The 13,737-nt window shown below is 59.1% G+C and carries 11 protein-coding genes and 4 pseudogenes; 6 read left to right on the top strand and 9 right to left on the bottom strand.

Features of this window, described 5'->3' with window-relative positions; genetic code table 11:
• Positions 1-166: 166 nt before the first annotated feature.
• The 4 genes and pseudogenes from AWB76_RS27825 to AWB76_RS27810 all read right to left on the bottom strand — a co-directional run.
• A pseudogene (locus AWB76_RS27825) lies at positions 167-879 on the bottom strand (IS110 family RNA-guided transposase); the annotation flags it as partial.
• 35 nt (positions 880-914) lie between these two features.
• A pseudogene (locus tag AWB76_RS42350) lies at positions 915-1,075 on the bottom strand (IS3 family transposase); the annotation flags it as partial.
• Between the two features lie 136 nt (positions 1,076-1,211).
• Entirely contained in the window at positions 1,212-1,406 is a 195-nt protein-coding gene (locus AWB76_RS27820) for a hypothetical protein (RefSeq protein ID WP_061163341.1), read from the bottom strand.
• A gap of 792 nt (positions 1,407-2,198) precedes the next feature.
• Positions 2,199-2,903: pseudogene (locus tag AWB76_RS27810) on the bottom strand (zinc-binding dehydrogenase); the annotation flags it as partial.
• Between AWB76_RS27810 and AWB76_RS40490 the strand changes: the two are divergent.
• The 3 genes from AWB76_RS40490 (at position 2,828) to AWB76_RS27795 (ending at position 5,150) form a co-directional block, all read left to right on the top strand.
• Positions 2,828-3,424 carry a substrate binding domain-containing protein gene (locus AWB76_RS40490; protein WP_341845312.1) on the top strand — a complete coding sequence of 199 codons (597 nt, stop codon included), beginning with the start codon at positions 2,828-2,830 and terminating at the stop codon, positions 3,422-3,424. The pseudogene AWB76_RS27810 and the gene AWB76_RS40490 sit on opposite strands and share 76 nt — an antisense overlap.
• Before the next feature lie 648 nt (positions 3,425-4,072).
• Positions 4,073-4,528 carry an HU family DNA-binding protein gene (locus AWB76_RS27800; RefSeq protein WP_061163338.1) on the top strand — a complete coding sequence of 152 codons (456 nt, stop codon included), beginning with the start codon at positions 4,073-4,075 and terminating at the stop codon, positions 4,526-4,528.
• Between the two features lie 118 nt (positions 4,529-4,646).
• A complete protein-coding gene (locus AWB76_RS27795; RefSeq protein WP_061163337.1) occupies positions 4,647-5,150 on the top strand; it encodes a hypothetical protein in 504 nt (167 codons plus the stop codon).
• Between the two features lie 1,592 nt (positions 5,151-6,742).
• On the opposite strand, the gene AWB76_RS27790 is transcribed toward AWB76_RS27795, so the two are convergent.
• Positions 6,743-7,435, bottom strand: a complete 693-nt coding sequence (locus AWB76_RS27790) for a PilZ domain-containing protein (RefSeq protein ID WP_167357791.1) — start codon at positions 7,433-7,435, stop codon at positions 6,743-6,745.
• Between the two features lie 384 nt (positions 7,436-7,819).
• The gene (locus AWB76_RS27785) at positions 7,820-8,725 is read right to left on the bottom strand and encodes a LysR family transcriptional regulator (protein WP_061163355.1); all 906 of its coding nucleotides are present in this window, start codon (positions 8,723-8,725) and stop codon (positions 7,820-7,822) included.
• A gap of 221 nt (positions 8,726-8,946) precedes the next feature.
• Between AWB76_RS27785 and AWB76_RS27780 the strand changes: the two genes are divergently transcribed.
• The 3 genes and pseudogenes from AWB76_RS27780 (at position 8,947) to AWB76_RS27770 (ending at position 12,067) form a co-directional block, all read left to right on the top strand.
• Complete coding sequence (locus AWB76_RS27780) at positions 8,947-10,347, top strand: MFS transporter (protein WP_061163354.1); 1,401 nt, start codon at positions 8,947-8,949, stop codon at positions 10,345-10,347.
• Between the two features lie 80 nt (positions 10,348-10,427).
• Positions 10,428-11,262, top strand: a pseudogene (locus tag AWB76_RS27775) (shikimate dehydrogenase family protein).
• A gap of 25 nt (positions 11,263-11,287) precedes the next feature.
• Entirely contained in the window at positions 11,288-12,067 is a 780-nt protein-coding gene (locus AWB76_RS27770; protein ID WP_061163335.1) for a sugar phosphate isomerase/epimerase family protein, read from the top strand.
• A gap of 22 nt (positions 12,068-12,089) precedes the next feature.
• Here AWB76_RS27770 and AWB76_RS27765 read toward each other — a convergent pair whose 3' ends face one another.
• Genes AWB76_RS27765 through aroQ form a run of 3 tightly spaced genes read right to left on the bottom strand, consistent with a single transcriptional unit; the run spans position 12,090 to position 13,707 of the window.
• A complete protein-coding gene (locus tag AWB76_RS27765) occupies positions 12,090-12,308 on the bottom strand; it encodes a 2-hydroxymuconate tautomerase family protein (protein ID WP_061163334.1) in 219 nt (72 codons plus the stop codon).
• Between the two features lie 16 nt (positions 12,309-12,324).
• Positions 12,325-13,233 carry a dioxygenase family protein gene (locus AWB76_RS27760; RefSeq protein WP_061163333.1) on the bottom strand — a complete coding sequence of 303 codons (909 nt, stop codon included), beginning with the start codon at positions 13,231-13,233 and terminating at the stop codon, positions 12,325-12,327.
• A gap of 36 nt (positions 13,234-13,269) precedes the next feature.
• On the bottom strand, positions 13,270-13,707 hold the full coding sequence (aroQ, locus tag AWB76_RS27755) for a type II 3-dehydroquinate dehydratase (RefSeq protein WP_061163332.1): 438 nt from the start codon (positions 13,705-13,707) through the stop codon (positions 13,270-13,272).
• Between the last annotated feature and the right edge of the window lie 30 nt (positions 13,708-13,737).

The raw sequence follows: 13,737 nt of genomic DNA, 5'->3' as shown, positions 1-13,737 counted from the left end.
CTGTTGATACTGAGTTCTTTCGTGCATCGCAACACCTTATACGAAACAGGTGTTGCACGTCAGATTTGAGGCCGCCCTGCACTGCCGTCACTTCATGATCGCCTAAGCAATCGGAGGAATCTTCTCCTTGTCCTTTGTGGGTTTCGTGCAGCTAACAGCGGGCTGACTAGGCGGCCGCGCTAGCGGGTTTGTAGTCAGCCCGGAATACGCTATCGTGGGCCCACAGCGCCCAGACAGTCCGGGCAAGCTTGTTGGCCAGCGCAACGGCCGCTACGTTGTGATTGCGTCGCTGTATCAGCTCATGTTTCCAACCTTGCTGCGTCCCCTTGCGTTGCGAGGAGAAGATCACTGAACGCGCGCAGTGAATCAGCAACGTCCGGAGATAACAATCGCCGCGCTTGCTGATACCGAACAGGTTATGCTTCCCTCCACTGGAGTGTTGTCTGGGTACCAGACCGAGCCAGGCTGCCAGTTGCCGACCATTACGGAGTTCTTCGCGTCCCCGATCGTTGCCACCAGCGCTGTTGCGGTAATCGGGCCGATGCCCGGCACCTTCTCGCGCTTGCGGCACATATCGCTTTGTCGGTCCCATGCCCTGATCGCAGCATCCGTGGCGAGGACTTGCTGATGAAGCACCCTGAGGTGATCCATGAGGCGCTGAATCAGTTGCCGGAACGGTCCGGGTAATTCATTGGATGCGTCTTCGATAATCTCTGGCACGCTTCCGGCGATATGCGCAATCCCTTGAGGGATGGCGATTCCGTACTCGCTGAGCAGGCCGCGGATCTGGTTGGCCTGTGACGTGCGTGCGCTGACGCAACCTTGGCGTGCCCGAAGCAATGCCAGCACCGCCAGCTGTTCGATGTTCTCGATTTGAACCGCCCCGGCTTTGTCGGAGACCGCCGAGTTTGGCGCTACACCGCGCGAGCAGAGCGCACCAGATTCCGATTGTAGACTTCCTCTGCTTGCGCAGGCGATACGTACCGAGCGGGCCGAGCAACCGATGGTGGTTATACCAGTGAACCCATTCGAGCGTGGCGAGTTCGACGTCTTGGAGCGTACGCCATGAACGCCGATGTACTGTCGGCTTGCCACCTCGGGCGGAACTAGATAGGAAAGCAAAAAGATAAGGGCTGGACAGCCCAGCCCTCATCGCCCATCCCCGGAGCCGTGTCCGGCTCGTTGCCGGTTCCCTTCGTCGCGGTTCAAAACTACAACTTCATCCCGACGTGAGGGGGAGCAGGGTCAGGCGTATTCTCCAGCGTGTTCATCGAGTTGATGACGCGGTAGGCTTCCACAAGTGCTTTTTCCTTCTCGACATCATGCCCCCCGACTACGCGCGCCATCTCGGCGCGAGATAGCTCTTTCTCCTGGCAGGCCAGGTCAACAATCGTTAGCGTGCTCATTTCGGTTCACCCATGAAGTATGGTGGCGGCAAGGGCCGAGAAAGTGATTGAGCGGTTGTTACCGCCGCTCACTGAGTTCTATTCACGTTCCGTGCCACAGTCGGTATCGGGCGCCCACGATGAGTTAATCCATTGTTTGCAAAGGACTTGTTGAGTCTTTTGCTCTTTGGCCGCCCGGGTTTGGATAGCGATGTGTCGGAGCGGCTCCAACACACGACAGGATTTCTGTTGCTACTAGGCGGTGAAGGCCGATGCGCGACGACACGAGGAATGCTCGCAAAGCTGTTCGGCGAAGCCGACGACATCGGTGACCTCGAGCTTATGTCGCTCGTCCCACAGATGTTCAAACGCATGCACAGGTCAGATTTGCGCAATGCGTAGATTGCGACTCTAGAACGGCGATGGAAGGCCGAGCTTGTCGCAGTGGTGACGACGAGCCGCGCGAGAGCTACGGTGATGGCTCGTCGTTCGCGTCAACGTTCGACGCCGACGTTCCGCGAGTCGCCATGCACACGCAAGATATCGCCCCGAGGTGTCCGTCTTCCGGGATGGTCATCGAAGGTCGGAACGCGGCGTGCGATACACGTCTCCTTCGACTACATGGTCGGGCGCTGCCAAGTTGTTTCGAACCCGCGTGGGTATGCCCAGTAAAGACTCACAGAATCGACCTTTCTCTTCTCTGTCGAGATGCGCTCCGCAGCGAGGCTGCAGACCGCCGCTGAAAGTGGACTGCTTTCTGAAGTTCGTTTTCAGCATCCTGTTTAGGAAAGCACATCTCATGCGGCAGCGGCTTTACCACATTGTCAGGATGATTTTCCCAACGTTCGCCGACGATTCCATGCGCCGATGGGCATCTGCGGCAAGCGCTAGAGGGAACGTGCTATCGACGACAGGCTCGATGCGCCGCCCACCTGAGAACCGCTTGAGCCAATGTTCACGGAAACGTCGCACCATTGCGTGCTTTTCAGCCTGAGCGCGCGACTTCATGACCGTGCCGATAATCTGAATATGACGATACAGAATGGTCTCCAGGTGAACACTCACCTGTCCGCCCCCGCCCAGAATCCCGACCTGCACCAGGCGCCCACCATTCGCTAGCGACGCAATATTGCGGGCAAAATACGGTGCCCCTGCGAAATCAACCACCACATCCAGGCCCCGCCCGCCTGTCTTCTGCGCAACGACATCGGCGAAATCCTGGGTGTGGTAATCGATTGCATGGTCAATGCCCAATCGGACAACGCGTTCCAGCTTCGATGCTTCTGCCGTCGCGAAGATGGTTACTTCAGTGGCGTGGGCCAGTTGGACCGCAGCAGAGCCAACCCCGCCCGCCGCCGCGTGGATGAGCACGGAGTCCCCCCGCTTGAGACGTCCAAGATGCATCATCGCTTCATGCGCCGTGACGAACACTTCGGGGATGGCTGTCGCTTGCACATAATCGAGTTGCTCTGGAATCGGCATCGCCATGCGCCAGTCAATGCAGGCGATTTCGGCATACACCAACACTTCCCGACTCAGCCTACGTCAGCCAGAACATCGGCACGAGTCATTGCATCCTCGCAGCATCAGCCGAGTACCTGGCATCCCATCAGGCACCGACGTGCCCAGAAGACCTTACCGATCACCAATGCGTGCTGCTCGGGACAGTCGATTACGCACCCGACGAGTGGCATCTCGTGAGCGCTGCTGGCGACGCTACCTTCCGCCCCTTGGGACCGCACTTCAGCGTCAACGATATGGAGTCGATGTCACAGGCGCTGCGCGACGGTGCGGGCATCGGCTTGCTCGCCGCGTACTCGGCAATGGACGACCTGCGCAGCGGCGAACTCGTTCGCGTATTGCCCGGGTACCACACACATGTTCGCAACGTCAACGCGGTTTATCCTTCCCGACAGTTTGTAGACGCGAAAATCAAACGGTTCGTCGAAACGTTGAAGACGCATGTGAGTGATCATCTGGACGCCTACGCCAAAGAACTTGAGATTGAGCCGGCTCTATCGTTGTCGACAGGACGATAACGCCATCGGGTTAAGGCCGGCGAACCGACCTCCTTCGCAAGCAAGAACGGCCGGGCGGCCGGCGCTAAGGCGGCCGTCACGACGAAATGCTGGAAGGTCGACCACAGCGTCGAGACCGGCACTTCCGCCTGGGATGCAACGTGTCATCTCGCGCGAGAGTTCCGTCTCAGCACGAGAATGCGTAAACGTCTGATGCGGGCGCGCGACCGAATGGTCTGGGTTCAAACAATCTTGGAAGCAATTGGGAAAGGCTTGCCTGACCAGAGGAGTGGCCGGGACAACTTGAAGCCAGCGGGTTCGCTTCTTGAGAGGCCCGAACATGACGTCGAGCTTGCGGATCTGCCGCCAGTTCGACGAGCAATGCAAATGCTCGTGAAGCAATGTCCAGAAGACTGCCCAGCAGGTGGCATCGAATGGCTTGTGCTCCCTCAACATGATTGGTGACTCGCTGCGGTGGCTGACTCCCCCATATTTGCGTTGCAAATCCGCGAAATTCCAGCGTTCGCCCTTGTTGCAGGGGGCTTCCTCGTTGTCAATTGTATTAACCGTTGTTACGCTTAGATAGCTTACGACGTCGCATGTGCCGAGCTCGTGTCGCTCGGGGTGTGTCGTCTTAAGCATCGCTCAATCTACGACGACGAGGAACACATGGCAACGAAGACGGCAAAATCTGCAGCCAAGACTGCTGCAACCAAAACCGCAGCGAAGGAAGCAGCAGCACCTGCGAAGAAGGTCGCGGCACCAGCCAAGAAGGCACCTGCGAAGAAGGCAGCAGCCGGCGCAACCTTCAAGCCCGTCAAGGACCAATTCACCAAAGCATCGCTCACTGCCCACGTCGCAACGCAGGCCGGTGTTGAGCCGAAGCAGGTGAAGGCAGTACTGGCAGCACTTGAAGATACGATTCTCGGCTCTGTCCACAAGAAGGGGCTCGGCGAGTTCACGCTGTCGGGCCTGCTAAAAATCAACGTACAGAAAGTGGAAGCAAAGAAGCGCCGCTTCGGCAAGGACCCTTTCACGGGTCAGGAAAGGTGGTTTGATGCCAAGCCTGCAAGCGTGCGCCTCAAGGTGCGCGCGTTGAAGAAGCTGAAGGACGCGGCGGCCTAACGCCCATTCCTCGTTAACGGGAAGCCCGCTTCGGCGGGCTTCTTCGCGTCGGCTTGGTAAGATTACGTTGGCGCGCGAGGAGCGACGCAGACAACGAGGCATCCGCAAGGGCAGTCGAATGGATATCTTCTATTACTGGCAAAAACTCGAGCAGGACCTGAAGAACGGCCACGTCGGCTACTTTGGTTCCAACAACACGAAAATTCTTGAACTCAAGGAGCGGCTTCCCAAACGGGTGTGGGTTTTCAAAACTCCCAAGGGCATGAAAGGCTCGGTCCAGCTGCTTGGCTCGCTGCTCATCAGTGACGAGCCGAAGGTCGCGGTGAACAGCGAGTATCCCAACCGGATTTACTACGACCCGTTTTCACCGCATTCGGTGATGTTCACCGATTTGGACACGCAAGAGCGAATCGAGACCGTAACCCGCCTCCTTCAGCATCGTCTCCTCCATGCATTCAAATCGAACTTTCAAAGCGATGCTGGTTTGCAGGCTCTGGAATCAAACGTCGTGCGTGAGTTGGAAGCAATGACGGCGGATTGGGACAAAGTCCAGTTCCTGGAGCGAGTGCCGAACGCAGATAAGGTGCGCCCAATCAACCCCTTTGCGCGTCAGCCGCACTGAAGGATAACGATGTCATGGGTGCACGACTGTCGATGCACGTGCGTCGCGCCGAAAGCACCGTGAAGGGTGATGTGAGCTTGACAGATTAGTTCTCCGTGGTAACTATCCTTTGAAGAAGCTCCTGCAGGCCGGTCGCCTCCGGCAACGGTGAAACTGAAACCGCGTGCTTCCAAGAAGCTGAAGGACGCGGTGGCATAGAGTCACCTTTTGCGCTGACCAAGAACCCGCCTCCTCGGACTTCTTTGCATCTGCTTGTCGCCCCTGGGCACATCGATAGATGGGCCGCAGGTCGCAATGCGCGGCTTTTCAATAACCTAGCAACGGACATCGCCTACCCCATCGGCGGGGCACGCCCGGTCTTCCGCGAAAGGTGTTGATGGCGTCGTCTCTCTCCGGTCTGTCGCTCGACGACACGACGCAGTTTGTAGGTCACCGAGGCAGACGAAGCCGAGCGCGGCACAAATACCGTGTCGTCGCAATCATCACGCACCGGCGGAACGGTGCGCTCCTCTTGACGAGCGAGGAACTCTCAGGCACGCAGCGATTGGACGACATGGTTGCCCGCCCTGCCCGTTCAAGCCCGTGAAATCGCTTGCGACACCTAGAGGGACATTACTCTCATGCCGTGGCGCCGTGCATTTGGGTCAGCTAAGACGGCGAGTGCAAGTTCACTGGGTGTGAATTGGGGCGTCAAAAAGCGAAGCAGGCCAATGGCGCTCAGCGTTTTGTTCGGATCGCTCACTTCACGGAATGTTTGAAGCGCTAAGGCGGTCCTTCACCGCGAATATTGCCCCACGCGCGCCATCATCTTTTTGCCCAGCATAAATACGAAACCTTTCCATGGTTGAGGCGCATTTAAACTTGACGAACGCCGACTCGATTTCTAGATTTCATAGCTAATCAAAACTGAAACTAACGCGTTGTCTGCAGCACGACGGAGAAGCGCGTTTTACGTTTGTGATATCGTTAGTATCACGATGTATTTTGTTGTGGTGAAAGCGGCGGTCTACTCGACAAATTGCCGCTATCGAACCAAAATGCGACGCTAGGTCTTACGCTCAGGCAATCATCTTCGGATCCGGCGGTAAGCTGTACATTTCCCATCACCGAGACTGACAAGAAAACGACTGGCGAGGTCCGTCGGTGCGACACCACGACGAAGCGGTGCGATGTACCCCGCGACGCTCGAGTATCGTGCTAATTAGAAGGACAGGGGAGGAAGCGGCCGGTCTAGCTGCTAGCCGGCCCTGCGTTTATCTATGGCCGATGTCGTGCCTTGCGAGAACCTCTGAGACGACGGCCTAAAAGTTTACCGACCGTAGCTAAAGCGATGCTTGCCGACTGCGCCCCCATTTTCCGCGGGCCGCCCTTGCACGAGAGGGCGTCGTTACCCACGTGCGAGAATCTGGCCGCTTCAAATTGCCGTTCATGCCACGAATAAAACGGGTGCCACGGACACAGCGGGCGGACCGGGCAGCGAAAATTATGTGGCGCGGCTACACAGACTTTTCCACGCCTAAATCGCTAGCATCCAGCGCTTTCGTTGCCGAATGAACATATGTATATACCAGCGTGGACTGGCCGCGGTTTGGTCACTGGGCTGCACTCCCTGTCGCGGTTTCGAACATGTGCAGCCTGAGCAACGACATGATGTCCGCTGTTTGACTGCTGAATTCGGCACCCATCAGGACGCCACCATCGATGCGCCTCACATTGCGCGCGATACAGTTAAAGATGACCGCGTGAACCTTACCGCCGGCGCGCAGACGCAATCCCAATCTGAAGTGCTCGGTTATGTTGACGAGGGCGTCGGTCGCCTGGAAAGCGACGCCGCCGAGACTCACGTTCCTGATCGTTACATCGAAGCCCGCCGCGACACAGTCGTTTCTGATAAGCCGCCCCGGCATTTCCGTCGGCACTCGCACGTGGTTGCGTACGACGTGCGTCTGCACGGACTCAGGCCAAGCGAGGTAGATCACTCTGACGGGCGCGTCGCTTCGCCCGAGCACGGTGCTACGGAACTGATGGACCTTCCGCCCGCGGAGAGCATTACAAGAGACTTCGATACCGATCTTCAGCAATTCATGCCCACTCGAAGCGGTCACGAGCAACGCATTTCCGGCAACAGAGCCGACGAATTCGGCCCGAACCGGCGTAGCCTCACTGCCGACCACCGACACCTGTATGCTGTCGATCGCCTTCGGGAGCGTCTCGGTATTGGCAGTGACTGTATCGATGCTCGCACCGCTCGGCTCCCCGTCGCGTCTCGCGGTCGAGATGAGCATCTCGTTCGGACGCGCGGCGCTTTCGCCGCATGGACTCGTCGTCGCACTCTCGCTCCGTAGTGCACCTCCCGTCAGAATCCTGTCCCGCTGGCTCTCCGAATGAATCAAGCAACCGCGCGCTAGAAGGAGCTTGCCACTAGCCGAGTAAACCGCGAAAGGAAGCGGCGAACCAATTCCGAGCTCTCGGGCGGTAATTTTGACGAGTGCCATATCCGTTGCCCCGTCGACATAGCGGACTTGCCGCTCGCGCCGGAATGCGTGAGTTTTGGAAACGCTAACTTAACTCGGGGTCCACTATCTCAACGTGCGCCGCCCCACAATCGTCTGACTAAACGTAGCGAAATTAGAGCCGTGCCCCTTCAACCAGAGCGTAACCATCGAAGCCTAGGTCGTGCTGATGAACAGATCGGCCACGACCGAACGCAGCCAGCGATTACCCGCCTCGTGATGGTACTTCGCGTGCCAGTGCTGCCGCACCGCGAATTTATCGACCGGAAACGGACAGGTATGAGCAGTGACGTCGTTGACCCGCGCCAGCGTCTCTCCGATATTGCGAGGCAATGTGGCAATGAGGTCTGTTGACTTGACGATCGATCCAAGCCCGAGCATGCCGGGCAGTTCCAGCACCACGTCACGCTCGATGTCCTCGCGCAAGAGGGCCTGCTCCAGCAATTGCGCGCCTGTCCCGGCGGCAATGATGACGTGCCCTTCGTTGCAGTATTGTTTGAGCGTCAATCGTGCGCGTACACGCGGGTGGTTCGGATTGACCAAGCAGACCCAGTCCTGCATATAGAGCTGTTGCTGATACATACCGCTTCCGAGCCACGGCACATATCCGATGGCCAGATCGGCTTCCCCGGATTCGAGCGCGCGCTCCGTGTTGCCGTCGATTCTCGCCGCCTCCAGCCGAATGCCCGGCGCTTGCGCACGAACGTACGCAAGCATTCGCGGAAGCAGCGTGATATGACTCGCATCGGTCATGCAAATGCGGAACCGGCGCTTCGCCGTGGTCGGATCGAAGGTGATTTCCCACGCTGAGAAGCGTCTCAGTGATTCCAGAATTTCCCTGCATGGTCCAATCAGAGCGTCCGCTTGCGGCGTAGGCGTCATACCGCCTGGAACGCGAATGAACAGCGGGTCCTGCAAATGGTCGCGCAGTCGCGCGAGCCAAATGCTAACGGTCGGTTGAGCCTGTCCAAGTTGCTCGGCCGCGCGCGTGACGCTACGCACGTCATACAGCAAATCAAAAAGCTGAAGCAGCTTGAGATCGGGCAGGTCAGGGGTCGCCATGATGTCATTGTTGAATGCAATATGCTCATTGTAATCATTGCATTGCGCCGGTGAACGCATACTCGTATCTTGATTTTTGATTTAAAAGGTCACCGCGGTTGTGTGCCGCCGAGACCCGGTCGTCAGAGACGCAGCCGACGATGCTGCTCCAATCAATTCGAAATCAGGAGACGTTCATGGAACAAGGAATGCCGCGCCCGAGCGGCCTGAGCGACGGACTTATGGATGAAAAGGCCCGCAAACAGGCACGCAAGGCAAGAGCAAGCGGCTGGATCGGGTCCGCGCTGGAGTACTACGATTTCTTCATCTACGCTCAGGCTGCCGCACTGATCTTCCCCCAGATCTTTTTTCCCAAGGGCGACCCGAAGATCGCGATCGTAGCGTCGCTCGCAACCTACGGCGTGGGCTATGTAGCGAGGCCCATCGGTGCGTTTGTGCTGGGACACTGGGGCGACACGCACGGCCGCAAGACGGTGCTGCTGATCTGCATGTTCCTGATGGGGTTTTCCACGATGGCCGTCGGCCTGTTGCCGACTTATCAGTCGGTCGGGGTGCTGGCACCGGTACTCCTCGTAATCCTGCGTTTGGTGCAGGGCTTCGCGGTGGCAGGTGAGATTTCCGGCGCTAGTTCGATGATCATGGAACAAGCCCCATTCGGACGCCGTGGCTATTTTGCGAGCTTCACACTGCAGGGGGTCCAGGCCGGCCAGATTCTCGCGGCCGCAGTGTTCCTGCCGCTCGCATACTACATGCCCGAAGACGTCTTCGTTGGATGGGGCTGGCGCATTCCCTTCCTGCTTAGTGCGTTCGTGCTGATCGCCGGCTTCATCATCCGGCGCGAAGTCGATGAAACAGCCGCCTTTGCCAAAGAAGACGCGAGCGGACAGGTTTCTCGTGCCCCGATTCTCGAAGCATTCAAATTTAGTTGGCCGGACATGCTTCGCGTGGTGTGCATGGCATTCATGAACGTCATTCCAGTGGTTGCCACCGTCTTCGGCGCCGCGTACGCCGTTCAACCCTCGTATGGCATCAAGTTCCACCCGAGCGTCTATCTTTGGATTCCAGTCGTCGGCAACATTGTCGCCGTTCTGGTCATTCCATACGTTGGCAACCTTTCCGACCGGATTGGGCGTCGCATCCCGATCATCTTCGGAGCCCTTGCCTCCGGTCTGCTGTCGTACGCATATCTTTACGCCATCAGCATCCACAATCTGCCGGTCGCCTTCGCCATGTCGATCCTGATGTGGGGTGTCGTCTATCAGGGCTATAACGCCATCTTTCCAGGCTACTATCCGGAACTCTTTCCTACACGGTTCCGCGTCTCCGCCATGGCGATTGCGCAAAACATCGGCACGACGCTCACCGCCCTGCTGCCCGCCCTGTTCGCGGCCGTCGCCCCGCCCGGATCGACCAATGTGCCGGTGCTAATCGGCTCGATCACGCTGGGCGTCACCATCGTATCGGCGCTGGCTGCGTGGTCTGCGCGGGAAACCTATCGCGTGCGGCTGGCGGACCTCGGCAAGAAGGACGCCGTGCCGATTCCGAAAGACCAATACGACCAGCTCCGCGAAGAGGCGTTGGGCGAAGCACGCATGGCCAAGACGGCGATGCAGACGCATTGATCGGTCGATCCATTCAGGCGGGCCGCTCAACGGAGTGCCCGCCGCGCAGCTTTTTGTTCCCGCGTTATCTGGAGACACGCATGATCACCGGCAATAGCGCCATTGTCGCCCACATCGGTTTCCCGACACATTCGTTCAAGGCGCCGATGATCTACAACCCTTACTTCGAGCGTGCCGGCATCGATGCGGTGGTCGTCCCGATGGGATGCCGCCCGGAGCCCTTCCCTGCCTTCCTGCAATCGGTTTTCACGCTTGAGAATATCCGTGGAGCGCTCATCACAATGCCCCACAAGATCACGACCGCCGGATTGCTCGACGAAGTGTCGCCTGCCGTGAAAATCTCCGGTTCCTGCAATGCCGTGCGCTGCGCAAAGGACGGAAGCCTCGTCGGTGACATGTTCGACGGCGAAGGCTTTGTGCGCGGTGTGCGACGCAAGGGCTGCCAACTCGAAGGCGCACGGGCGCTTGTGGTCGGCGCAGGAGGCGTCGGCTCGGCCATCGCGGCTTCGCTGGCGGCAGCGGGCGTCGCATCGCTTGGGCTCTTCGACGCCCGACCCGAAGCCGCGCAAGGACTGCGGGACCGGCTCGCGACGCACTATCCCCGGCCCGTACTGAGCACTGGCAGCAATGACCCGGCGGGCTACGATCTTCTGGTCAACGCAACGCCAATGGGCATGAACGAAGGCGATCCGCTGCCCGTCGACGTCACACGCGTTTCGCCCGAGACCTTCGTCGGCGAAGTCGTAATGAAAACCGAGATGACCGCTTTCCTCAAGGCCGTGCAGGCGCGCGGCTGCCGCTTCCAGGTTGGCTCCGACATGTTGTTCGAGCAGATACCCGCCTACCTCGAATTTTTTCGGCTTTCCGACGACGACGCCCGACGTTCTGCGCTCGCTCGCAACGCTGAAATACTGATTCATCTCCTGATCACGATCCGACAATGACCACACCTCTGTTCGGCTGGTGCGGGCCGCTGCATCATGCGCCGTTCATGCTTCAGGCGGGGCTCAACTATATCGAGGCGCAACTCGTACCGCTCGGTATCGAGGACGATACCGCGTTTGCGCGAGCGAAATCGCTGATTGAAGCGCTGCCCCTGCCCGCGCTCGCATTCAGCTATCTGTTTCCGCATGACTTCCGGCTCGTTGGGCCGGACACTGACGATGCACGCAACCGCGCCTACTTCGAACGCGTGGTGCAGTTGCTCGCGATGGCGAAGGCACGCGTGGTCGTGCTGGGCAGCGGCTGGACGCGCAATATCCCCGATGGCTGGACGCAACGCGACGCGGAAGACGACTTCCTTCGCGCGCTGGAGTGGTGTGCCGACGCACTGCGCGGTTGCGGCACGACCCTCGTGATCGAACCGCTGAACCGCAAGGAGTCGACACTCGTCAACAGCGTCGCCGATGGCGCGCGGCTCGCCAGGATGCTGAACCGTCCGGAAGTACGCACACTTGCCGACTTCTACCACATGGACGAGGAAGCCGAGCCACTGAGCGAAGTTCACGCACATGGCGCGTGGCTCGCGCATGTGCATCTCGCGGATACGCAACGGCTCAACCCCGGCACCGGCGCATACGACTACCCGGCGCTTTTCGGTCACCTCAAGGCTGCAGGCTATCCGGGCCTGCTCAGCAGCGAGTGCGGATTCAAGTCAGATCCGCTCACCTCGATGCGCGAGAGCACGGCCTTCCTGCGCCGCGCCTGGGCCGAAGCGTAGACCCGCGCGCCTGCGTTCCGCTTCAGAACCTTGGTGGCGCGACCGAACCGTCGACAATCTGGTCGGCGACGGTTCGGCCGCCCCGTCCCCACAATTCCGGCGGCACCTCTTCGACCACGACGCGGACCGCGTCGATCGGCATATCGAGGCTCTCCGACATTGCAATCGATACGCTCTCGATCAGCTTGCGCTTCTTTTCGATGCTGCGTCCTTCGAGAATCTTGATCAATGCGATGGGCATGGCATGAGTCCTATATTCAATTCGTCGCTTTGCCGGTGATCGGCGGCTTCGGCAGACGCGCTTCCCCTGCTTCGATCACGAAGTGATGATCGAGCGAATACCACGGGCCTTCGATGTCCGCATCCGGCGCGGCTTCGTTTTCGTGGAGCACGTAGTGGCCGACGAGGGCGCGCGTCACGCCGAACTGAGCGTCCGTTTCCAGATGCGGATCGTCGCTCGAATAGACCTGCGAGAACTGCGTCTTGAAACCGGGCTTGAAAATCATGAAATGAATATGGGCCGGGCGAAGCGCATGACGGCCCTGCGCCGCCAACAGCGCGCCTGCCACGCCCGACGCCGGAATCGGATAGCCGGCGGGCTTCACGCTGCGAAACCAGACATGCCCCTGTGCATCGGTCGTGAAGGTGCCACGCAGGTTCATGTCCGCCTGCTCCGGGTCCTGGTTTTCATAGCGCCCGTCGGCGGACGTATGCCACACGTCGACTTGCGCATCTTCGACGGGCTGCCCGAACCTATCGTGTATCCAGGCGTTCACGAAGATAGGCATGCCGCGCGTCGGCGAACGCACGATAGAGCCGCCGTTGTTGGTGCGCGGCGAATTCATGCGCCAGAACGGGCCCATCAGATTGGCGGTGGTTTCCGTCTGACCGTCCTGACCGTTGTTGAGCAGGCAGATCAGCGTCGACAGCCCAAGCGATCCTGCCGTGAGCACCACCTCGTTATGCGAAGCCGTGCTCAGTTGCCCGAGCTTCGCCACGATGGCGCAGGCATGATGAAACTCCGCTTCCGTCAGCCGCACTTCACGCGCCAGATTGTGCAGATGACGGACCACCGCCGACATGATTTCCCGAAACCGCGCGTCCGGCGCATGCGCGAGTTCGTCGAGTACAGCGCGCGTGACTTCCTGCTCGTTGCCTATGATCATCGCCGTCTCCGCGTGAATCCGGCCCGGCCCCGACTGTCAGGCGGCAGCAGACACCGCCGCTCGCAGCCCGAGCGAGTAGCTTTCGATACCGAAGCCGCAAATCTGCCCCTTCACGATTTCCGCGAACACCGACTGATGCCGGAACGCTTCACGCGCGTGGATGTTCGACATATGAATCTCTACGACGGGCACGGTCAAAATGGCGAGCGCGTCGCGGATGCCGTAGCTGTAATGCGTCCACGCGCCCGCATTGATGAGCACGCCATCGACCTTGTCGCTGAACGCCTGATGAATGCGCTCGCACATGTCGCCTTCGCTGTTGGTCTGGTAGCTTTCGACCGTGACACCGAGTTCCTTCGCGAGCGCCTGCAATTGCGCATCAATATCGGCGAGCGTGGCTGTGCCGTATTGAATCGGATCCCGCTTACCGAACATGTTGTGATTGACGCCATGCAGCATGAGAAACGATTTCATCTTTCCGTCCAGTGTAGTAGTGCAATTTGT

This window comes from Caballeronia temeraria (assembly GCF_001544795.2).
Classification (GTDB): domain Bacteria; phylum Pseudomonadota; class Gammaproteobacteria; order Burkholderiales; family Burkholderiaceae; genus Caballeronia; species Caballeronia temeraria.
This window is presented reverse-complemented; position numbering and strand designations above follow the sequence as displayed.

Coding starts and splice junctions, on each gene's coding strand:
- AWB76_RS27785 (WP_061163355.1), bottom strand. CDS start 8,725: ATGGCGACCCCTGACCTGCCCGATCTCAAGCTGCTTCAGCTTTTTGAT.
- AWB76_RS27760 (WP_061163333.1), bottom strand. CDS start 13,233: ATGATCATAGGCAACGAGCAGGAAGTCACGCGCGCTGTACTCGACGAA.
- aroQ (WP_061163332.1), bottom strand. CDS start 13,707: ATGAAATCGTTTCTCATGCTGCATGGCGTCAATCACAACATGTTCGGT.
- AWB76_RS27795 (WP_061163337.1), top strand. CDS start 4,647: ATGGATATCTTCTATTACTGGCAAAAACTCGAGCAGGACCTGAAGAAC.
- AWB76_RS27770 (WP_061163335.1), top strand. CDS start 11,288: ATGACCACACCTCTGTTCGGCTGGTGCGGGCCGCTGCATCATGCGCCG.
- AWB76_RS27820 (WP_061163341.1), bottom strand. CDS start 1,406: ATGAGCACGCTAACGATTGTTGACCTGGCCTGCCAGGAGAAAGAGCTA.
- AWB76_RS27800 (WP_061163338.1), top strand. CDS start 4,073: ATGGCAACGAAGACGGCAAAATCTGCAGCCAAGACTGCTGCAACCAAA.
- AWB76_RS27780 (WP_061163354.1), top strand. CDS start 8,947: ATGGATGAAAAGGCCCGCAAACAGGCACGCAAGGCAAGAGCAAGCGGC.
- AWB76_RS27790 (WP_167357791.1), bottom strand. CDS start 7,435: ATGCTCATCTCGACCGCGAGACGCGACGGGGAGCCGAGCGGTGCGAGC.
- AWB76_RS27765 (WP_061163334.1), bottom strand. CDS start 12,308: ATGCCCATCGCATTGATCAAGATTCTCGAAGGACGCAGCATCGAAAAG.